Consider the following 21,126-nt stretch of genomic DNA (forward strand, 5'->3'; position numbering starts at 1 on the left):
TCTCCGCCTCTCCGCCTCTCCGCACCGACGCCCAACGGCTTCGACACCTCGATTCGCGGGGCCGGCCCGCAACGCTTCCGCGCCGTCCTCGCGGTGCCGCTGCCCGGCCTCCCCGGCGCCAGCGCTCCGCCGCTCGCCGCCCCAACACCCGTTCCGTCGCGAACGCAGCCGTTTTTCGGTCAATTCACCGCGTTCAGGCGCCTTTTTCCACGCGTCGCGCGCTTTGACGGTATGCTATTCGCCAGCCGCGCCGGCCCTGCCCGCTTCCGGGCCGCGCCCGCATCCCGTCACCCAGCAAAAAACACAAGCCACGTGGGAGATCCTATGCAGGTCAAGCTGTTCGCCGCGGCCGCGCTCGCCGCCGCCCTCGCCGCCCCCGGCCTCGCCGCCGCCAAGCCGCTCACCGTCTGCACGGAATCGAGCCCGGACGGCTTCGACGTCGTGCAGTACAACTCGCTCGTCACGACCAACGCGTCGGCCGACGTGATCTTCAACACGCTCGTGTCGTACGACGAAGCCGCGAAGAAGGTCGTGCCCGCGCTCGCCGACAAATGGGAAGCGAGCGCCGACGGCCTCACGTACACGTTCCACCTGCGCCCGAACGTCGCGTTCCAGACCACCGACTATTTCAAGCCGGGCCGCGCGCTGAACGCGGACGACGTCGTGTTCACGTTCTCGCGGATGCTCGACGATTCGAACCCGTGGCACAAGGTGGCCGGCGCGAGCGGCTTCCCGCACGCGCAGTCGATGGGCCTCGTGAAGCTCGTGAAATCGGTCACGAAGGTCGACGACAGCACCGTGAAGTTCGTGCTGAACGAACCGAACGCGACGTTCGTGCCGATCCTGACGATGGGCTTCGCGTCGATCTACTCGGCCGAATACGCGGACCAGTTGCTGAAGGCCGGCAAGCAGGCCGACCTGAACGCGAAGCCGGTCGGCACCGGCCCGTTCGTGCTGAAGAGCTATACGAAGGACGCGCTGATCCGTTACGACGCGAACCCGACGTACTGGGGCACGAAGCCGAAGGTCGACCGGCTGATCTACGCGATCACGCCCGACCCGTCGGTGCGCCTGCAGAAAGTGAAGGCCGGCGAATGCCAGATCGCGCTGTCGCCGAAGCCGCAGGACGAGCTCGCCGCGAAGGGCGAAAGTGCGCTGAAGGTCGTGCAGACGCCCGCGTTCATGACCGCGTTCGTCGCGCTGAACACGCAGAAGAAGCCGCTCGACAACGACAAGGTGCGTGAAGCGCTGAACCTCGCGTTCGACCGCGCGACCTACCTGAAGGTCGTGTTCGACAACACCGCGACGGCCGCGAACAACCCGTATCCGCCGAATACGTGGAGCTACGCGAAGGACGTCGCGCCGTATGCGTACGATCCCGCGAAGGCGAAGCAGCTGCTCGCGCAGGCCGGCTTCCCGAACGGCTTCTCGACGACGATCTGGACGCGCCCGACCGGCAGCGTGCTGAACCCGAACCCGAAGGTCGGCGCGGAGCTGCTGCAGGCCGATCTCGCGAAGATCGGCGTGAAGGCCGAGGTCAAGGTGATCGAATGGGGCGAACTGATCAAGCAGGCGAAGCTCGGCCAGCATGACATGCTGTTCATGGGCTGGGCCGGCGACAACGGCGATCCGGACAACTACCTGTCGCCGCTGTTCAGCTGCAATGCGGTGAAGTCGGGCATCAACTTCGCGCGTTTCTGCGACGCGCAGCTCGACAAGCTGATCGCCGACGGCAAGTCGACCGCCGACCAGGCCAAGCGCGCGAAGCTGTATGAATCGGCGCAGAAGATCATCCACGATCAGGCACTGTGGATTCCGCTCGGCTACCCGACCGCGGCCGCGCTCACGCGTACGAGCGTGAGCGGCTATCACGTGAGCCCGTTCGGACGGCAGAACTTCACGACGGTCGCCGTGCAGTAACGCGACCCTCGCGCGTGGCACGCAAGCGACGGTGCGTCGGGCCGTCGCTTGCGGCCCGCGCGCCGCGCTTGCTACACTGCGCGCTCATTCCTCATACCGGACGCCAGCCAAAGTGAACAACTAAGCCTTCCCGAAATGTTTTCGCCGCCGTGCCACGCACGCCGCGCGCGAAGGTCTTCACGCATTTTTGGAGGTGCTTATGGCTGCTGCCACGCCCACCGGCGCGCTCGTCGTGCTTCATCACGTTTCCTTCCGCTTCGACGACGGCGTCACGCTGTTCGATTCGCTCGACCTTTCCATCGACCGCACGCCGACCGGCATCGTCGGCCGCAACGGCATCGGCAAGAGCCAGCTCGCGCAACTGATCGCGGGCCGCTGCGCGCCGAGCACGGGGACGATCGAGCGGCACACGCCCGTCGTCTACGTCGCGCAGCAGCATGACGACGGCAACGCGGCGGCAAACCCGCGCACCGTCTCGCAGGTCGCCGCGCTCGATGCGCCGCTCGGCGCGCTCGCGCGTCTCGCGGACGGCCGCGCGGAACCGCACGACTTCGACCTGATCGGCGATCGCTGGGATCTCGCGGAACGGCTGCGCGCGGCGCTCGACGCGGCCGGCCTGCACGACGTGCGCGCCGACACGCCCGCGCACGCACTCAGCGGCGGACAGCGCGCGCGCGTCGCGCTGATCGGCGCATTGCTGTCGGGCGCCGGCCTGCTCGTGCTCGACGAACCGACCAACCACCTCGACGCGCCGGGCCGCGCGTGGCTGCGCGCGGCACTCGACGGCTGGCGCGGCGGCCTCGTCATCGTGAGCCACGACCGTGCGCTGCTCGCCGACGTACAGCGCATCGTCGAGCTGACGCCACAAGGCGTGCGTTCGTACGGCGGCAACTACGCGTTCTACCGCGCGCAGCGCGACGCGGATCAGGATGCCGCGCAAGCGGCGCTCGACAACGCACGTGCCGAGCGCGGGCGCGCGAGGCGCAGGCTCGAACAGGAACACGACACGATCCAGCGCCACGCGGCCGCGTCGCTGCGCGATGCGAAGACGGCCAACCTGTCGTCGGGAGCGAAACAAAGCCGCAAGGGCGCGGCGCGCAACATCATGGGGCAGGTGCGGCGCCACCAGAACGACTTCAAGGCGACGCTCGACGAACGCGTGCAGCAGGCGGCCGCGCGCGTCGAAGCCGACGCGCCCGTGCTGGTGTCGCTGCCGGGCACCGAGGTCAGCGCACGCCGCCAGCTGTTCACGCTCGAACGCGCGCGACTGCCGTGGCTCGTCGCGAGCGACACCGACGGCATCACGTGGTCGGCGAGCGGCCCCGTGCGCATCGCGCTGACGGGCCCGAACGGCTGCGGGAAATCGACGCTGCTGCGGATGCTCGCGGGCGAGCTCGCGCCGTGCTCGGGCACCTGCACGACGCACGTGAGCGCCGCGTATCTCGACCAGCGGCTCGCGCTGCTCGATCCGGAGCGCTCGATCGTCGAACAACTTGGGCTGCTCGATACGCCGCTCGCCGAGGGCGAACTGCGCAGCCGGCTCGCGCTGCTGCAGCTCGATGCGGCGCGCGCGACGCAGCCGGCACGTCAGCTGAGCGGCGGCGAACGGCTGAAGGCCGCGCTCGCATGCGCGTTGTGGCGCGGCACGCCCGCGCAACTGCTGCTGCTCGACGAGCCGACCAACCACCTCGATCTCGAATCGGTGCGCGCGATCGAAGCCGCACTGGCCGGCTTCCCCGGTGCGATCGTGGTCGCCTCGCACGACACCGCGTTTCTCGCGGCGCTCGACCCGACGCACACGATGCAGTGGCATCGCGACGGGTGGCGCTACGAACCCGTCACATGAGGAGAACGAAGCGGTGTCAGCCGGCGGTGCGGAACCGCAGCACGCCGTCGTCCCCCTGCTCGCGCATGAGCTCGCCCGCGAGCCACAGCAGGTTCAGGTGCGCGAGCGCCTCGCCGAGCGCGAACGTCATCTGGTGGATGTCGAGTTCGCGGCGGCGGAACATGATCGGCACGATGTCGGCCGCGCTCATCGGCTTTTCCGCGCATGCGACGCGCACTTCGGCCAGGCGCGCGTCATGGTGTTCGCGCAGTTGCGCGATGCGCGTGCGCACGCCGCGGAACGGCTTGCCGTGCGACGGCAGCACCAGCGTATCGGGCGCCATCGTCTCGTAACGGCCGAGCGACTGCAGGTACAGCGCGAGCGGATTCGCCTCCGGTTCGAGGTCGAACACGGATACGTTCGTCGAGATGCGCGGCAGCACCATGTCGCCGGAAATCAGCACGCCGTCCGCTTCGCTATGCAGCGCGCAATGTTCAGGCGAATGGCCGAAGCCGGTCACGACGCGCCACGTGCGCGCGCCGATCGTCACCGCATCGCCTTCACGCAGGCGCCGGTAGCGCGGCGGCACGGCCGGCACGAGATCCGAGTAGTAGTGGCGACGGTTGCGCAGCTTGTCGAGCGCAGCCGGATCGGTGAGCCCGTGGCGCGCGAAGTGATCGGCGGCCGCCGCGCCGCCCGCGTTCGAGCCGTTGCCGGCCGCCATCAGGCAGCCGAACATGTACTCGCCGAGCGTCATCCACAGCCGCACGTTCCAGCGGCCCTTGTCGCCGCCTTCGCACAGCCAGTTCGCGAGGCCGAAGTGATCGGGGTGGCAGTGCGTGACGAGCACCCGCAGCACGGGCAGGCCGTCGAGGTGCGTGTCGAAGATCTGCTCCCAGTGCGTGCGGATCGCCTCCGACGAGATCCCGCAATCGACGATCGTCCAGCCGGCCTGCCCGTCGATCTCGTCGCGCAGCAGCCAGAGGTTGATGTGATCGAGCGAGAACGGCAGCGGCATGCGCAGCCAGCGCACGCCGGGCGCGACCTCGAACGTGTCGCCCGCGGCGGGCAGCGTGTCGGCGAAGGGGTAGTCGAGTTGGTGTTCCAGTGCGTTCATCGGTGGGGCGTCTCGTCGTTATCGGTGCGAATGCGCGCCGGCGGCAGGCCGCGGCGGGCGTCGCGTCGATTCTATCGCCGTCGCGCTCGACGCGTGCCCGGCGGCCGCCTGCCGGTCAAAAAAAGTTCGTGCCAGAATCGGTTCCGTACCAGTATCTTTACGCGAAGATGCACCGAACGGCACGCAACGGCGAACAACGCGCCGATTGAGGGCCGTGGGCGCGTCCCCCCGAAAGTCATTGAAACGCCGACTTGGGCGCTAAAATGGCGAGTGCTTACAGCCCCTCTCGAACGAGCCTGCACGCAATGAATCACTTCCCCAAACTGCTGTCTTCGCAGATCGGTTTCGACGTCGCGCAGACGATGCTCGAAAATTTCGACCGCCACTACCGGATCTTCCGCGACGCGGCCGTCGAAGCGAAGATGCTGTTCGAGCAAGGCGACTGGCACGGGCTGCAGCGGCTCGCGCGGGAGCGGATCACGTCGTACGACGATCGCGTGAAGGAATGCGTCGAGGTGCTGGAAGACGAATACGACGCGGAAAACATCGACGACGAAGTGTGGCAGCAGATCAAGCTGCACTACATCGGCCTGCTCACGTCGCACCGCCAGCCCGAGTGCGCGGAGACGTTTTTCAATTCGGTGTGCTGCAAGATCCTGCACCGCTCGTACTTCAGCAACGATTTCATCTTCGTGCGCCCGGCGATCTCGACCGAGTATCTCGAGAACGACGAGCCGGCCGCGAAGCCGACCTACCGCGCGTACTATCCGGGCACCGACGGGCTCGAGGCCACCCTCGAGCGCATCGTCACGAACTTCCAGCTCGAGCCGGCGTTCGACGATCTCCCGCGCGACATCGGCTGCGTGATGCAGGCGATCCACGACGAATTCGGCCACTTCGACGAAGCGCCGAATTTCCAGATCCACGTGCTGTCGTCGCTGTTCTTCCGCAACAAGAGCGCGTACATCGTCGGCCGCATCATCAACGCCGACCGCGTGCTGCCGTTCGCGGTGCCGATCCGCCACGTGCGTCCGGGCGTGCTCTCGCTCGACACCGTGCTGCTGCGCCGCGACCAGCTGATGATCATCTTCGGCTTCTCGCACTCGTATTTCCTCGTCGACATGGGCGTGCCGTCCGCGTACGTCGACTTCCTGTGCACGATCATGCCCGGCAAGCCGAAGGCCGAGATCTACACGTCGGTCGGCCTGCAGAAGCAGGGCAAGAACCTGTTCTATCGCGACCTGCTGCACCATCTGTCGCATTCGAGCGACCGCTTCATCATCGCGCCCGGGATCAAGGGCCTCGTGATGCTCGTGTTCACGCTGCCGTCGTTCCCGTACGTGTTCAAGATCATCAAGGATCACTTCCCCCCGCCGAAGGAAACGACGCGTGCGCAGATCATGGAGAAGTATCAGCTCGTGAAGCGCCACGACCGCCTCGGGCGGATGGCCGATACGCTCGAGTATTCGAGCGTCGCGCTGCCGCTCGCGCGGCTCGACCACGCGCTCGTGCGCGAGCTGGAAAAGGAAGTGCCGTCGCTGCTCGAATACGAGGACGACAATCTCGTGATCAAGCACCTGTACATCGAGCGCCGGATGACGCCGCTGAACCTGTACCTGCAGAACGGCACCGATACCGACGTCGAGCACGGCGTGAAGGAGTACGGCAACGCGGTGAAGGAGCTGATGAAGGCGAACATCTTCCCCGGCGACATGCTGTACAAGAACTTCGGTGTCACGCGCCATGGCCGCGTCGTGTTCTACGACTACGACGAGATCGAGTACCTGACCGACTGCAACGTGCGCCGCGTGCCGCCGCCGCGCAACGAGGAAGACGAGCTGTCCGGCGAACCGTGGTATACCGTCGGCCCGCACGACATCTTCCCGGAGACCTACGGGCCGTTCCTGCTCGGCGACCCGCGCGTGCGCGACGTCTTCATGAAGCATCACGCGGACTTTTTCGATCCCGCGCTGTGGCAGGCCAGCAAGGACAAGCTGCTGCAGGGTGAATTGCCCGATTTTTATCCCTACGACGCATCGCTGCGCTTCAGCGTGCGCTACCCCGACCGCTTCGGCGCGACGGACCAGAACGACGGCGAAGGCGACGCGCAGCGCGCCGCCTGACGCCGGTTGCACCGAACCCGATACCGTACCGACCCGATTTCCGTCAACGGAAGCCACACCGATGAACACCCAAGACAATCCGCTTTCCCACCTGTTCGACAACAACGATGCGTGGGTCAAACGCAAGCTCGAGGACGATCCGCAGTTCTTCGCGCGTCTCGCCGACCAGCAGGCGCCGGAATACCTGTGGATCGGCTGCTCGGATTCGCGCGTGCCCGCGAACCAGATCATCGGCCTGCCGCCGGGCGAAGTGTTCGTCCATCGCAACATCGCGAACGTGGTCGTGCACAGCGACCTGAACTGCCTGTCGGTGATCCAGTTCGCGGTCGACATCCTGCGCGTGAAGCACATCATGGTCGTCGGCCACTACGGCTGCTCGGGCGTGAATGCCGCGCTGCTCAACCGCCGCGTCGGCCTCGCCGACAACTGGCTGCATCACGTGCAGGACGTGCGCGAGCGCCACGCGGCGCTGCTCGAGGACTGGCCGGTCGGCGAAGCGCGCTATCGCCGCCTGATCGAGCTGAACGCGATCGAGCAGGTCGTCAACGTATGCCGCACGACGATCGTCAACGACGCGTGGGCCCGCGGCCAGTCGCTCACCGTGCACGGGCTCGTGTACGGCGTGCACGACGGCCGGATGCGCAACCTCGGGATGGCCGTGTCGAACTTCGACGCGCTCGACGAGACCTACAAGCGCTGCGTGGCCGCGCTCACCGCCGGCGGCAACCATGCGCCGGACAACGACATGATCGCGGCGGACGCCGCGCGGCGGCTCGAAGGCGTCGCGCAGGCGGTGGCCGACACGCTGAAGCCGTGCGACGACGCGAAGTAACGCGCAAGCCGGCGGGCGGCCGACGCCGCGCGGCCGCGATGCGCATCGAACGGATCTGACACCGGTACCGCCAGGGCGGCGCCAAGCAAAGGAGCGACGGGCATGAAAACCGCATTGATCGTCGGTGCATCGCGCGGCCTCGGCCGCGAATTCGTCCGGCAATACCGGCGCGACGGCTGGAACGTGATCGCCACCGCGCGCGACGACGCCTCGCTCGACGCGCTGCGCGCGCTCGGCGCGCAAGCACATGCGCTCGACATCACGCAGCCCGAGCAGATCGCGGCGCTCGGCTGGAAGCTCGACGGCGAGCGGCTCGATGCGGCCGTGATGGTGTCGGGCGTCTACGGGCCGCGCACCGAGGGCGTCGAGACGATCACCGCCGAGGATTTCGACGCGGTGATGCATACGAACGTGCGCGGGCCGATGCAGCTGCTGCCGATCCTGCTGCCGCTCGTCGAGGACGCACGCGGCGTGCTCGCCGTCGTGTCGAGCCGGATGGGCAGCATCGCCGAGGCGACCGGCACGACCGGCTGGCTGTACCGCGCGAGCAAGGCCGCGCTGAACGACGTGCTGCGCATCGCGTCGCTGCAGACGCGCCACGCCGCGTGCATCTCGCTCCATCCCGGCTGGGTGCGCACCGACATGGGCGGCGCGCAGGCCGCGATCGATCCGGAAACCAGCGTGACCGGCATGCGCCGCGTGATCGCCGAATCCGGCGCGGACGTGTCGCAGGCAAACGGCCGTTTCTTCCAGTACGACGGCATCGAGCTGAGCTGGTAGTCAGCCGGTGGTCAACCGGTAGTCAGCCGACAACCGGACGTCGTTAATTCCCGTTTCGCATGATTTTGAACCGACCTGACGCGTGCCCGTGCGGCGGCGCGTCCCCCACTCCCGCCGGCAAAGCGCCGGCGCCCCGCTACGCGGCCTGCTGCGGCCGCTTCATCGACGGCGGCGAAGCCGCGCCGAGCGCACTCGAGTTGATGCGTTCGCGGTACAGCGCGTACGTGCTCGGTGCGACCGGCTACCTGCGCGCGACGTGGGCCGCGCACACCTGCCCGCCCGATCTCGACACCGACCCCGAGGCACCCGACGCGCCGCGCTGGCTCGGCCTCACGGTCAAACGCCACGTGCCGCTCGACGAACGGCACGCGGAGGTCGAATTCGTGGCCCGCTACAAGATCGGCGGACGCGCTTACCGGCTCCACGAGACGAGCCGTTTCGAGCGCGACGAGCACGGTTTCTGGCGTTACGTCGACGGCGAAGTAAGTGAACGTTGACAAATAGTTGCTGTGTCAGACGCCGGGTAATTCCCGCATTGCACAACCTGAATTTGTCGGGCTAGGATGGCCCTCAGATCAGTCATGTTGCATGGCAGGGCTTACGAATGGCGTTCAGCAAGGTATTGGTGGGATGGATGGCGGCCTGCGCGCTGTCGGCCGCTCAGGCCGGTACGTTGTCGAACGCCAATACGGGGACGGGCGCCGGCGCCAGCGGGTCGCTCGCCCATGCCGAACGCTTCGACTACGGCGATTCGAACCTGCCTCAGGTCGCCGCCGACCTGAACGAACAGATCCTCCGCATTCCGGCCGACGCATCGGGCACCGTCACGCTCGAGGCGACGCTCTTCAAGCCGAACGGCCCCGGCCCGTTCCCGCTCGTCGTCTTCAACCACGGCAAGAACACCGGCGATCTCCATCAGCAGCCGCGCAGCCGGCCGCTCGCGTTCGCGCGCGAATTCGTGCGCCGCGGTTATGCGGTGATCGCGCCGAACCGCCAGGGCTTCGCGGGCTCGGACGGCACGTACCAGCAGGAAGGCTGCAACGTCGGCAAGAACGGCCTCGCTCAAGCAGCCGACGTCGACGCGACGGTGCGCTACATGTCGCGCCAGCCGTATGTCGATGCGTCGCGCATCGTCGTCGCCGGCACGTCGCACGGCGGCCTCGTATCGGTCGCGTACGGCACCGAAGCCGCACCGGGCGTGCGCGGCATCATCAACTTCTCCGGCGGGCTGCGCCAGGACCTGTGCGACGGCTGGCAGCGCAACCTCGTCGACGCGTTCGACCAGTACGGCGCGCACACGGCCGTGCGGTCGCTGTGGCTGTACGGCGACAACGATTCGGTGTGGACGCCCGGGCTGGTCGCGCAGATGCACGACGCGTACGTGTCGCACGGCACGCAGGCCCAGTTCATCGATTTCGGCCGCTACAAGGACGACGCGCACCGGCTGATCGTCGATCGCGACGGCGTGCCCGTGTGGTGGCCGGCCGTCAACGCGTTCCTCGCGCAGCTGAACCTGCCGACCTCGGTGCGCTACGCGGTCGCGAACCCGCACGAGCCGAAAGCCACCGGCTACGCGTCGATCGACGCGGTCAACGCGGTGCCGTATGTCGACGAAGCCGGCCGTGAAGGCTATCGCCGCTTCCTGAACCAGCATCCGAGCCGCGCGTTCGCGGTGTCGTCGGAAGGCGCATGGTCGTGGGCCGAAGGCGGCGACGACCCGATGGCGCTCGCGCTCGACAACTGCGCGAAGCAGGGCGCGGGCGCGTGCCGGCTGTATGCGGTCAACGACCGGGTCGTGTGGAACACGAACACGCAGACGGCCGACAACGGCGACGATCACACCCGCGATACCGATACGCGCGCACTGGCTTCGCGCTGACGCGCGGCTTCGCTCCTCCCGCTTTGCGCCCCCTCCATTCACGATCGTCGCGGCGCTCTACCGCCTGCTCGTCAAATCGAGCACGCGAGACGTAATGCTCGTTTTTACGAGCAATCGACTTGAATTCGCGCCAGCGTAGTCCGTGATGATCGTTATTTCGATCACAATCGATCCAACGATCGATTTTACGAACATGAAGGTCAATCAAGCTGCGGCAGCCAGCCCAACCGTCCTCGCGGAAACCGCACGAGTTGGAGAAGCACCTGTGTGCGCATCTCGCGACGCGTTCAGCAGAACGAGGCGGCCATCTTCGTGCAACGCAGTGGTCTCGGCGGCGCCCGTCCAAAGGCTACGTCCAGCGCGGGATCGTTGATCCGGACGCACAAGAGCTATATCCAGCAGCGCTACACATACGATGGGCAGTGCAAGGCGGCCGGCCTGAGCAACATGCACGGCCTGCGGCATCGTTACGCGCAGGATCGTTACGAAGCGTTGGCGGACTGGAAGACGCCGGCTGCGGGCGGCCTTCGGCGCGGTCACTGACGCTTGCGCAGCGCGCCTTGGATGCGCAGGCGCGGCAGGCGATCAGCCGCGAGTCGGGGCACGAGAGGACGCGATCACGGCAGTGCATCTGGGATGATGAGGAGGCAAGTTACGACGTGTAGAAGTCTACGAGTGGAAACGCCACTGCCTTACGCCGCAGCAATGACACACTTCTGTCCTAGTTGTATAGAAACAGGAGCGGACTTCCAAGACATTTTTTTACTTCCTCGATCGGCACGCACTGCGAGCCTACTCCCTCCGAATACTTGCTCGTCAAGCGTGCGAAGCAAGTAGCATTAGCCATGGCCTGCTTGTAGATTTTTGATTTTCTGGTATCAGATAAATTCAATTCCCCCACCAACCCAAAACCAATTTCAAAAGAAGACTCTAAATTTCTATTTACATCCACCGCGAACAAGTATTTATCCCAGCATGCCTTCTGCTCTGGCGTCGCATGAGGAGAGTCACTATGAAGCGACAGCTTCATTCTCAACTTCAAGTCACCAATTATAAAAAAGTATTCGGGTCTCGGAATCCAAGCTATCGCGTCACCATAACCATTAAAGTACGCCCGATCATAACGTCCCTCATTAAAAAAAAACCTCCCCCTTTTCTCGGCCAGGGCTGCATTTTTGATATTTTCCTTGACTCCTATATTTTTCTTGTAATTTTCAACCGTCGCCTTAAATATCTCCCATTCAGTTATGATGCTTCCATCAGAATTCGACCCGAACGCATAGACGCATGGGGACATGAGCATAAAAATAACAAGATAGAATAAAAGAAAAAAATTATTTTTACTCATTATCTCGCCCTTTCAGGCTTACCTTTAACAACAAGTGTGCCGACGCTTTTTCCATCAGAGCCACGATGACTAACAAGTGCCTCGTGAATTGACGCCCACTTTTTTATATGCACAACGGTAACACAACCTTCCGACACATTACCCACATGAACATATCTGCTACTATTTCCATACGCAATCGGGAACCATACCTGATGGTGAGATAGGCCCTGATATTCAGCCTTGTATTGATTTGTATAATCCCTTCTGTGCGCAAAATCAGGCAACAAGATCGTATAGTTTCCAGGTGGAATGGGATGAAAATCTCCACCCCAACTCGTGTTCATTGCAGCCTCAAAGTGAATCCCATCGAGAATCCCATCTGCCAATTGTTGCTGCATATTCTCCTTTCTGGATTTCGAGTACCATCTGACATCAAAGCGCCCATAGGTCATAACCAGTTCAATTGGCTTCTGTTTAGGGGCTGTCTTGCCAAGATATTCACTAACATTGGCTCCCGACAGGAACGCGATCCGCCCCTTGGACTCGCCCTCAAGGATCTTGAAATAGGTCCGCCCATCTTTGCTTCCGATCAGCATGACCTTGCAATATTTGAAAAGCGATTTCCATTCGCTGCGAGGAACGTCGTCCATCCCAACTAGTAACCATCCGCTGTCAGCGTCAACCTTGTTGACGTATCGAATGACATCAGCCGACACTTCCCGTGTGCTTCCCCGAGTCGTATTTGTCGCAGCGCTCCCCGACCATGAAAGATCAGTCATGGCTCAAGCCTCTTTGTTATTTTTTCTGAATAGCCATTCGGTATCTGGCTCAATCGTAAGCACCTGCACCTCACCGCTCATTACTCGGTCTGTACGCCCATCCTTATCAGTAACTCCGCGAATAGTCACCCCATCCACTGTTGTTATTTTGTAAGGCATTTCTGGAATCGGGTTTCCGTCCAAGTCATGCAAGATGAACTGCTCATCGAAGCGGAGGCCGTTGACGTATGCGGCATGCGCGGATACCAAACTGGCGGGCGCTGCTCGTGCAATGAGTACAGCACCGCAGGTTGTTCTGTGTCCTTCCGCGGCCATTGGTAGTTCCCCATCCGTGTCGGTGCAATGCTCCAGTCCTTCGGCCACCTTGAAAATGTGCGGCGAGCATTTGGGGCACGTTACCGTATCCCCTTTACGCACAATCGGCCGGCCGTGCCATGAGTTGGTTGGACTGCCCGAAACTACGATGCCGCCGTGAGAGGTCATATCCCCAACAACAATCTGCGCGTTACCAAATAGATTCATACGTGCCCCCATTGCTATCTCTCCTTTTGATTGGAAATCCGCGCTATACCTGTCAGGTCATGAGTTGATTGAGTAGAAGGCCGTGGCGCCACGGAAGGTAACTGGATTACTGCCACCAAGGCAGGGCTGGCAGCAGGCTCTCAGCAGAGATATGGACGCCCGTCGACGTACATGGATGCCTTCGCAAGCAAGCCTAGGTATCTGCCGTTCCCTTGTATATGGGACAGGTTCGAAAAGTACAGAGGTCTGTTTCGAGCACCAGGGCAATCGCACGAATTGTGTAAATGGTTAAAAGGGGCTTCAGATTGCTTGTGAGCGTGTTCGAATCCGGCTGTAGTCATGGATTTTCCGTGAGGCAAACCCGTGCGAGAGTCGGATTTTCAGCAGGAAGTGTTGAGCATCGAGGAAGCATTCTGCAGCTTGACGGATCCGCGCAGTCGGCCGTCGCCGCATGATCTGCGCGAGATCCTGATGGTTGCGCTGTGCGCGATTCTGTCGGGAGCGGATAGCTGGGTCGCGATCCGGATCTGGGGCGAATCGAAGCTCGACTGGTTGCGTCGATACTTGCCCCTGGAAACGGGGTATTCCCTCGCATGACACGTTCGGCCGCGTATTCGCGGCGCTTGATCCACTCGAGTTCGAAGCCAGTTTCGTGCGTTGGAAGCGAGGGCTCTGCCCGGCGCTGGCCGATGAGGTCGTGGCGATCGACGACAAGAGCGTACGCGGGTCGCGCGGCACGAATCAGTGTGGCCCCATCTGGTATCGGCATGAGCCAGCCAGTTGTCAGGTAATTTGCCTGACAAGGAAATCGACAAGATTGCGCCGGTGTTCCGTCACATCGACCACGTGGCCGACGCGGCACTTCCAAAGCATTGCCCTGAACCTGACAGCTCGATTTCGTCCAATCGTCCGGCGTTGCGCCGCCCCGTCGATCGGAGCCTGCGCGAAGCAAGATCGCCCCGTTGTCGCCGCCAACACCGCACCACCATCATTCCCCACATTTCATCACCCGGCCGCACCCTATCCCGCGATTTTTTTCTGTCTGGGGGTGTCACTCGAACGTCGTCATCTGCGGTCATTTCGGGGCATCTGGCGCGTACCGCTCCGAGCACCCCGGATCTGCGCCGAACTCCCGCCCGACAAGGCTTTGCGGTGTTTGTAACCGGTAGTGCAACGGACGGCGGAACACGCTAATCTCAGCGCGTTTTCCGTCTGTCGCCGCGCGGTATTCCGTTCGATACCCGCCGCCGCTTTACTCCCCGGAGCCGCCTTGAGTACGCCAGCCACCGACGACTGGGTCGCGCGCAGCCTGCGCGCGGTCTGGCATCCCTGCACCCAGATGAAGCACCACGAGCGCCTGCCGCTCATCCCCGTCGCGCGTGGCGCGGGCGTGTGGCTGTACGACCGTGACGGCCGCCGCTATTTCGACGCGATCAGCTCGTGGTGGGTCAACCTGTTCGGCCATGCGAACCCCGACATCAACGCGGCGCTGAAGGACCAGCTCGACACGCTCGAGCACGCGATGCTCGCCGGCTGCACGCACGAGCCCGCGATCGAGCTCGCGGAGCGGCTGCACGCGCTCACCGCGCGCACGCTCGGCCATGCGTTCTTCGCGTCGGACGGCGCGTCGGCCGTCGAGATCGCGCTGAAGATGAGCTTCCACGCGTGGCGCAACCGCGGCCGCGCGAACAAGCAGGAATTCGTCTGCGTAGCGAACAGCTATCACGGCGAAACGATCGGCGCGCTCGGCGTGACCGACGTCGCGCTGTTCAAGGACGCGTACGATCCGCTGATCCGCCATGCGCACGTCGTCGCGTCGCCCGACGCGCGCGGCGCGCTGCCGGGCGAGACGGCCGCCGACGTCGCGGGCCGCGCGCTCGCGGACGTGCGGCGCCTGTTCGTCGAACGCGGCGACCGGATCGCCGCGCTGATCGTCGAGCCGCTCGTGCAGTGCGCGGCCGGCATGGCGATGCACGATCCGTCGTACGTGCGCGGGCTGCGCGCGCTTTGCGACGAATTCGGCGTGCACCTGATCGCCGACGAGATCGCGGTCGGCTGCGGCCGCACGGGCACCTTCTTCGCGTGCGAACAGGCCGGCGTCTGGCCCGATTTCCTGTGCCTGTCGAAAGGCATCAGCGGCGGCTACCTGCCGCTGTCGCTCGTGCTCACGCGCGACGACGTGTTCGCCGCGTTCTACGACGACGACACGACGCGCGGCTTCCTGCACTCGCATTCGTACACCGGCAACCCGCTCGCGTGCCGCGCGGCGGTCGCGACGCTCGACCTCTTCGCACGCGACGACGTGCTCGCGGCGAACGCGCGCAAGTCGGTCACGCTGCGTGCCGCGCTCGCGCCGCTCGACGCACATCCGCAGGTACGCCACCTGCGCGAGCGCGGCACGCTGTTCGCGTTCGACGTCGCGCTCGACGGCGACGCGGCGCGGGGCTTCTCGCGACGCTTCTTCGAACGCGCGCTGGAACGCGAGCTGCTGCTGCGCCCGATCGGCACGACCGTGTACCTGATGCCGCCGTACGTGATGAGCGACGACGACATCGCATGGCTCGCGCAACGCACGCGCGATACGCTCGACGCCACGCTCGCGGAGATCGCACGATGACACACCCGCTGCTCGACGCGCTGCAACGCGGCCTCGCCGATCTCGACGCCCAGGGGCTGCGCCGCGTGCGCCGCACCGCCGACACCGCGTGCGATGCGCGCATGACCGTCGACGGCCGCGAGATCGTCGGCTTCGCCAGCAACGACTATCTCGGCCTCGCCGCGCATCCGGCGCTCGTCGCCGCATTCGCCGAAGGCGCGCAGCGCTACGGCGCCGGCAGCGGCGGCTCGCACCTGCTCGGCGGCCACTCGCGTGCGCACGCGACGCTCGAAGAGGAGCTCGCGGCCTTCTCGGGCGGCTTCTCCGACGCGCCGCGCGCGCTGTACTTCAGCACCGGCTACATGGCGAACCTCGCCGCGATGACGGCGCTCACCGGCAAGCGCGCAACCCTCTTCTCCGACGCGCTGAACCACGCATCGCTGATCGACGGCATGCGGCTGTCGCGCGCGAACGTACAGGTCTATCCGCATGCCGACACGGCCGCGCTCGCCGCGCTGCTCGACGCATCGGATGCCGAAACGAAGCTGATCGTCAGCGACACCGTGTTCAGCATGGACGGCGACATCGCACCGCTCGCCGAACTCGTCGCGCTGGCCGAGCGCCATGGCGCGTGGCTCGTCGTCGACGACGCACACGGCTTCGGCGTGCTCGGCCCGCAGGGCCGCGGCGCGCTCGCGGCCGCCGCGCTGCGTTCGCCGCATCTCGTGTACGTCGGCACGCTCGGCAAGGCCGCCGGCGTCGCGGGCGCATTCGTGATCGCGCACGAGACCGTGATCGAATGGATGATCCAGCGCGCGCGCAGCTACATCTTCACGACGGCCGCGCCGCCGGCCGTCGCGCACGCGGTATCGGCAAGCCTGAAGGTGATCGCGGGCGACGAAGGCGATGCGCGACGCGCGCATCTCGCCGCGCTGATCGAACGCACGCGCGCGCTGCTGCGCAATACGCGCTGGCAGCCGGTCGATTCGCACACGGCCGTACAGCCGCTCGTGATCGGCAGCAACGACGCGACGCTCGCGGCGATGCGCGCGCTCGACGCGCACGGCCTGTGGGTGCCCGCGATCCGGCCGCCGACGGTGCCCGTCGGCACGTCGCGGCTGCGCGTGTCGCTGTCGGCCGCGCATTCGTTCGACGATCTCGCGCGGCTCGAAGCCGCGCTGGTCGAAGCCAGCGAGGGAGCCGCAGCCTCCGCTCACGCGGCCCCGCGGGAGACGGAACCGCCCCCACGCTCACTTCGTGAGCTGCCCCCCGAGGGGGCTGCAGCCTCCCTTGGGGCGGCCCGGCGGGAGACTGCGGCATGACCGCCCCGCTCTCGCTTTTCGTCACGGGCACCGACACCGAAATCGGCAAGACCTTCGTGTCGGCCGCGATGCTGCACGGCTTCGCACGGCACGGCCTGCGTGCAGCCGCGCTGAAACCCGTCGCGGCCGGCGCGTATGAACGCGACGGCGTGTGGCGCAACGAGGACGCCGACCAGCTCGACGCGGCCGCGAACGTCGTGCTGCCGCCCGAGCTGCGCACGCCGTTCCTGCTGAAGGCACCGGCCGCGCCGCATATCGTCGCCGCGCGGGAAGGCGTGACGCTCGACATCGACACGATCGTCGCGTGCCATCGCGAAGCGCTGACGCGCGCGGATATCGTCGTCGTCGAAGGCGCCGGCGGCTTCCGTGTGCCGATGAACGACACGCAGGACATGGCCGATCTCGCGGTCGCGCTCGGCGTGCCGGTCGTGCTCGTCGTCGGCGTGCGGCTCGGCTGCATCAGCCATGCGCTGCTCACCGCCGACGCGATTCGCCAACGCGGCCTCAAGCTCGCCGGCTGGGTCGCGAACCACGTCGACCCGGCGATGTCGTTCCCCGACGAGAACGTCGCGACGATGCGCGACTGGCTCGCCCGCGAGCACGGCGCGCCGCTGCTCGGCCGCATTCCGCACATGAGCCCGGCCGCCCCCGAATCCGCCGCGGCGATGCTCGACATCGCCGCGCTCGTCGATACGCTGCGCGCCGCGCGGCATTGACCCGACAGAAACAGATCCCCCGATCCCCGATCCCTCATCCCCGACCAGGACAGGAAAACGATATGACCCAAGCCCAGACCGCCGCCACCGTGCAACCCGACGCGATTCCCGTGGCCGCTCCGGCCTCGCAACGCTGGCGCGTCGCCGACGTCGTCGCGCTGTTCGAGCTGCCGTTCAACGACCTGATCTTCCGCGCGCAGCAGGTGCACCGCGAGCACTTCGACGCGAACGCGGTGCAGCTGTCGACGCTGCTGTCGATCAAGACGGGCGGCTGCGAGGAAGATTGCGGCTACTGCTCGCAGTCATCGCACCACGACACGGGCCTGAAGGCCGAGAAGCTGATGGACGTCGACGCCGTGCTGGATGCCGCCCGTGCGGCGAAGGCGAACGGCGCGAGCCGCTTCTGCATGGGCGCCGCATGGCGCAACCCGAAGGAGCGCCACATGCCGGCGCTGACCGAGATGGTGCGCGGCGTGAAGGAACTCGGCCTCGAGACCTGCATGACGCTCGGCATGCTGGAAGACGAACAGGCGCAGGAACTCGCGAATGCGGGCCTCGACTACTACAATCACAACCTCGACACGTCGCCGGAGTTCTACGGCCAGGTGATCTCGACGCGTACCTACCAGGATCGCCTCGACACGCTCGACCGCGTGCGCGACGCCGGCATCAACGTGTGCTGCGGCGGCATCATCGGGATGGGCGAATCGCGCCGCGAACGCGCGGGCCTGATCTCGCAGCTCGCGAACCTGAACCCGTATCCGGATTCGGTGCCGATCAACAACCTCGTCGCGATCGAAGGCACGCCGCTCGAAGGCACCGCGCCGCTCGACCCGTTCGAATTCGTGCGCACGATCGCGGTCGCGCGGATCACGATGCCGAAGGCCGTCGTGCGCCTGTCGGCCGGCCGCGAACAGCTCGACGACGGGCTGCAGGCGATGTGCTTCCTCGCCGGCGCGAACTCGATGTTCTACGGCGACCAGCTGCTGACGACGAGCAACCCGCAGTCGCAGAAGGATCGCGCGCTGTTCGAGCGCCTCGGCATCCGCGCGAGCGACGCGGACGCGATGTCGGCGAACGCGTAAGCGGAGCGGCCGTCGGGCCGGATCTGCAAACGGAAAAGCCGGGGCACGCCCCCGGCTTTTCCGTATCCGGCCCCGTCGTTCAGGCCGCGCCGCCGAGCGCGCGCGGCTCCATGAACGTGTGCCGGAAATAATCGCGCACCGCGTGCATCGCGGGGCTCAACTCGATGTCCTTGCGCCACGCAAGACCGACGCTCATCGGCGGCACCGCATCGCGCAGCACGATCGTCTCGATGCGCCGCCCTTCGAGCGACCACGGCCGATACACCATGTCGGACAGGATCGCGACGCCGCTGCCGTTCGCGACCATGCTGCGGACCGCCTCGACCGACGACGTGCGCAGGATCACGTTCGGCCGGTACGGCGTCTCGTTCCAGTAACGCAGCGCCGTCTGCCCCGCCTCGTCGACCGTCAGCATCACGAACGGCTCGCGCGCGACTTCCGCGAACGTGACGCTCTCGTGCCTGAGCAGCGGATGATGCGCGCCGACCCACAGCCGCCGCACCGAGTGAATCACCGGCTCCAGCACGAGCGCCGGATTCGACACGTTCGACGTGAGCAGCACGGCCATGTCGTAGCGGCCCGCGATCAGCCCTTCCTCGATCGACTCGCGGTTCAGCTCGTGCAGGTGGATCGTCAGCCGCGGATACAGCGTGTTCAGGCGCAGCACGTGGTGCGGCAGGAAGTAGCCGAGCACCGTGTAGCTTGCGGCGATCGCGAGCGTGCCGGTCAGCGTGCTTTCGAGGTTCGGAATCCGCATCGCCTCGTCGACCGACGACAGGATCGTGTACGCGTGATTCAGGAAGCGCCGCCCCGTGTCGGTGAGCGTCACACCCGACGGCGTGCGCAGGAACAGTTGCGTGCCGAGGCTGTCCTCCAGTTCCCTGATCGCGCTCGTCACGGCCGACTGCGAAATCGTGAGCTGGATCGCGGCCTGCGAGATCTGGCCGAGCTCGGCGGTCGCGACGAAATACTTGAGCTGTCTGAGAGTCAGGGCCATGGTCGATGAGAAAACAGATGGGCATGCGACAAACATCATAACAACCGTGCCGAGCCCATGAACCCGACCTCGTGGAAACCCTGCCGCCCCAGCTCCGACGGCACCTGGCAGCCGCTTTCCGCGGTATCGAAAAAATCGATACGGTCGCATATAAAAATAGAACTTTTTTGACGCACCCCACGCGGCTAACCTGCGTTCAACACGGTTTCGGCATGCGCCACGACGCACGCGAACCGGAGAACCTGGAGGAGCACATCGTATGAGGAAGCACAGCGTCGACCTGAACTCCGACATGGGAGAAGGCTTCGGCCCGTGGACGATCGGCGACGGCGTCGACGAGCAGATCATGCCGCTGATCAGCTCGGCAAACATCGCCACCGGTTTTCACGCCGGCGATCCGAACATCATGGCGCGCACGGTGCAGCTCGCGCGCGACGCCGGCGTTGGCATCGGCGCGCACCCGGGCTTTCGCGATCTCGTCGGCTTCGGCCGCCGCACGATCGCCGAAACGCCGCAGGCGCTCGTCAACGACATCCTGTACCAGCTCGGCGCACTGCGCGAGTTCGCGCGCCTGAACGGCGTCAGCCTGCAGCACGTGAAGCCGCACGGCGCGCTCTACATGCATGCGGCAGGCAACGAAGCGTTCTCGCGGATGCTGGTCGAAACGCTGCAACGCGTCGATCCGGGCCTGTGGCTGTACTGCATGGAGGCGTCGGTCACATACCGCGTCGCCGTCGAGTACGGGCAGCCGGTCATTCGCGAGTTCTACGCGGACCGAGACTACGACCGCAGCGGCTCGATCGTGTTCACGCGCCGCGTCGGCCGCCTCGATCCGCGCCAGGTCGCCGACAAGGTGCTCCGCGCATGCATCGACGGCAAGGTGCGGACGATCGACGGCGACGACATCGACATCGATTTCGATTCGGTCTGCATCCACAGCGACACGCCGGGCGCGCTCGACCTCGTGCGCGAAACGCGCCACGCGCTGATCCGCGAAGGCATCCGGACCGCCGGGCCGCAACCGCTCGCCGCCCATCACTGATTCAAGGAGACACACGATGGCATTGCACGATATCGTCAGCCCGCTGCCGGGCACCTTCTACCGGCGCCCGTCGCCCGATGCGGACTACTACGTCGCGGTCGACGCGACGGTCGCCGCCGGCGCGGTGGTCGGCCTCGTCGAGGTGATGAAGCAGTTCACCGAGATCGAAACCGATGCGGCAGGGCGCGTGGTCGAGCTGCTCGTCGAGGACGGCGAGCCGGTCGACGCGGGCCAGGTGCTGATGCGTATCGAGGGGTGATG

The 21,126-nt window shown here is 65.5% G+C and carries 20 protein-coding genes and 1 pseudogene; 16 read left to right on the forward strand and 5 right to left on the reverse strand.

Features of this window, described 5'->3' with window-relative positions:
- The first annotated feature begins 324 nt into the window (after positions 1–324).
- Together AB3K92_RS38265 and AB3K92_RS38270 are read left to right on the forward strand one after the other, a co-directional pair.
- Positions 325–1,920 carry an ABC transporter substrate-binding protein gene (locus tag AB3K92_RS38265; protein ID WP_369466828.1) on the forward strand — a complete coding sequence of 532 codons (1,596 nt, stop codon included), beginning with the start codon at positions 325–327 and terminating at the stop codon, positions 1,918–1,920.
- Positions 1,921–2,119: 199 nt separating this feature from the next.
- Positions 2,120–3,766: an ABC-F family ATP-binding cassette domain-containing protein gene (locus AB3K92_RS38270; protein ID WP_369466829.1), complete on the forward strand. Its 1,647-nt coding sequence runs from the start codon at positions 2,120–2,122 to the stop codon at positions 3,764–3,766.
- Positions 3,767–3,782: 16 nt separating this feature from the next.
- Here AB3K92_RS38270 and AB3K92_RS38275 read toward each other — a convergent pair whose 3' ends face one another.
- Positions 3,783–4,862 (reverse strand): MBL fold metallo-hydrolase, encoded by a 1,080-nt coding sequence (locus AB3K92_RS38275; protein ID WP_369466830.1) that lies wholly within the window; start codon positions 4,860–4,862, stop codon positions 3,783–3,785.
- A gap of 305 nt (positions 4,863–5,167) precedes the next feature.
- Between AB3K92_RS38275 and aceK the strand changes: the two genes are divergently transcribed.
- The 6 genes and pseudogenes from aceK to AB3K92_RS38305 all read left to right on the forward strand — a co-directional run.
- On the forward strand, positions 5,168–6,985 hold the full coding sequence (aceK, locus tag AB3K92_RS38280; RefSeq protein ID WP_369466831.1) for a bifunctional isocitrate dehydrogenase kinase/phosphatase: 1,818 nt from the start codon (positions 5,168–5,170) through the stop codon (positions 6,983–6,985).
- 61 nt (positions 6,986–7,046) lie between these two features.
- Positions 7,047–7,817 (forward strand): carbonate dehydratase, encoded by a 771-nt coding sequence (can, locus tag AB3K92_RS38285; RefSeq protein WP_021157399.1) that lies wholly within the window; start codon positions 7,047–7,049, stop codon positions 7,815–7,817.
- A gap of 102 nt (positions 7,818–7,919) precedes the next feature.
- Positions 7,920–8,597, forward strand: a complete 678-nt coding sequence (locus AB3K92_RS38290; RefSeq protein WP_021157400.1) for an SDR family oxidoreductase — start codon at positions 7,920–7,922, stop codon at positions 8,595–8,597.
- Positions 8,598–8,656: 59 nt separating this feature from the next.
- Positions 8,657–9,094, forward strand: coding sequence for a YchJ family protein (locus tag AB3K92_RS38295; RefSeq protein WP_060158869.1), 438 nt, complete (start codon positions 8,657–8,659; stop codon positions 9,092–9,094).
- A 107-nt stretch (positions 9,095–9,201) separates the two neighbouring features.
- Entirely contained in the window at positions 9,202–10,476 is a 1,275-nt protein-coding gene (locus AB3K92_RS38300) for a dienelactone hydrolase family protein (protein WP_219706979.1), read from the forward strand.
- A 363-nt stretch (positions 10,477–10,839) separates the two neighbouring features.
- Positions 10,840–11,141, forward strand: a pseudogene (locus AB3K92_RS38305) (hypothetical protein); the annotation flags it as partial.
- Between the two features lie 56 nt (positions 11,142–11,197).
- Here AB3K92_RS38305 and AB3K92_RS38310 read toward each other — a convergent pair.
- Genes AB3K92_RS38310 through AB3K92_RS38320 form a run of 3 tightly spaced genes read right to left on the reverse strand, consistent with a single transcriptional unit; the run spans position 11,198 to position 13,119 of the window.
- Positions 11,198–11,824: a hypothetical protein gene (locus AB3K92_RS38310; protein ID WP_369466832.1), complete on the reverse strand. Its 627-nt coding sequence runs from the start codon at positions 11,822–11,824 to the stop codon at positions 11,198–11,200.
- Positions 11,824–12,585, reverse strand: a complete 762-nt coding sequence (locus AB3K92_RS38315; protein ID WP_369466833.1) for a hypothetical protein — start codon at positions 12,583–12,585, stop codon at positions 11,824–11,826. The genes AB3K92_RS38310 and AB3K92_RS38315 overlap by 1 nt, the downstream gene beginning before the upstream one ends.
- Before the next feature lie 3 nt (positions 12,586–12,588).
- Positions 12,589–13,119: a PAAR domain-containing protein gene (locus tag AB3K92_RS38320; protein ID WP_081052743.1), complete on the reverse strand. Its 531-nt coding sequence runs from the start codon at positions 13,117–13,119 to the stop codon at positions 12,589–12,591.
- 381 nt (positions 13,120–13,500) lie between these two features.
- Here AB3K92_RS38320 and AB3K92_RS38325 point away from each other — a divergent pair, with 381 nt between their 5' ends.
- The 6 genes from AB3K92_RS38325 to bioB all read left to right on the forward strand — a co-directional run bounded on the left by AB3K92_RS38325 (position 13,501) and on the right by bioB (position 18,826).
- The gene (locus AB3K92_RS38325) at positions 13,501–13,704 is read left to right on the forward strand and encodes a transposase family protein (protein ID WP_196774524.1); all 204 of its coding nucleotides are present in this window, start codon (positions 13,501–13,503) and stop codon (positions 13,702–13,704) included.
- Positions 13,691–14,269 carry a hypothetical protein gene (locus tag AB3K92_RS38330; RefSeq protein ID WP_369466870.1) on the forward strand — a complete coding sequence of 193 codons (579 nt, stop codon included), beginning with the start codon at positions 13,691–13,693 and terminating at the stop codon, positions 14,267–14,269. Before AB3K92_RS38325 ends, AB3K92_RS38330 begins: the two co-directional genes overlap by 14 nt.
- A gap of 108 nt (positions 14,270–14,377) precedes the next feature.
- Entirely contained in the window at positions 14,378–15,724 is a 1,347-nt protein-coding gene (bioA, locus tag AB3K92_RS38335) for an adenosylmethionine--8-amino-7-oxononanoate transaminase (RefSeq protein WP_369466834.1), read from the forward strand.
- Complete coding sequence (bioF, locus tag AB3K92_RS38340) at positions 15,721–17,025, forward strand: 8-amino-7-oxononanoate synthase (protein ID WP_059619647.1); 1,305 nt, start codon at positions 15,721–15,723, stop codon at positions 17,023–17,025. Before bioA ends, bioF begins: the two co-directional genes overlap by 4 nt.
- On the forward strand, positions 17,022–17,741 hold the full coding sequence (bioD, locus tag AB3K92_RS38345) for a dethiobiotin synthase (protein ID WP_027788995.1): 720 nt from the start codon (positions 17,022–17,024) through the stop codon (positions 17,739–17,741). Before bioF ends, bioD begins: the two co-directional genes overlap by 4 nt.
- A 62-nt stretch (positions 17,742–17,803) precedes the next feature.
- Positions 17,804–18,826, forward strand: coding sequence for a biotin synthase BioB (gene bioB, locus AB3K92_RS38350; protein ID WP_021157406.1), 1,023 nt, complete (start codon positions 17,804–17,806; stop codon positions 18,824–18,826).
- A 79-nt stretch (positions 18,827–18,905) separates the two neighbouring features.
- Here bioB and AB3K92_RS38355 read toward each other — a convergent pair whose 3' ends face one another.
- Positions 18,906–19,823, reverse strand: coding sequence for a LysR family transcriptional regulator (locus AB3K92_RS38355; RefSeq protein WP_048026260.1), 918 nt, complete (start codon positions 19,821–19,823; stop codon positions 18,906–18,908).
- A gap of 259 nt (positions 19,824–20,082) precedes the next feature.
- On the opposite strand from AB3K92_RS38355, the gene AB3K92_RS38360 reads away from it, so the two are divergent.
- Both AB3K92_RS38360 and AB3K92_RS38365 read left to right on the forward strand, forming a co-directional pair.
- Entirely contained in the window at positions 20,083–20,865 is a 783-nt protein-coding gene (locus AB3K92_RS38360) for a 5-oxoprolinase subunit PxpA (RefSeq protein WP_021157409.1), read from the forward strand.
- Positions 20,866–20,881: 16 nt separating this feature from the next.
- Complete coding sequence (locus AB3K92_RS38365; RefSeq protein WP_021157410.1) at positions 20,882–21,124, forward strand: acetyl-CoA carboxylase; 243 nt, start codon at positions 20,882–20,884, stop codon at positions 21,122–21,124.
- Positions 21,125–21,126: the final 2 nt, after the last annotated feature.

Origin of the sequence: Burkholderia sp. Bmkn7, assembly GCF_041103175.1 — a bacterium.
Taxonomy (GTDB): Bacteria; Pseudomonadota; Gammaproteobacteria; order Burkholderiales; family Burkholderiaceae; genus Burkholderia; species Burkholderia cepacia.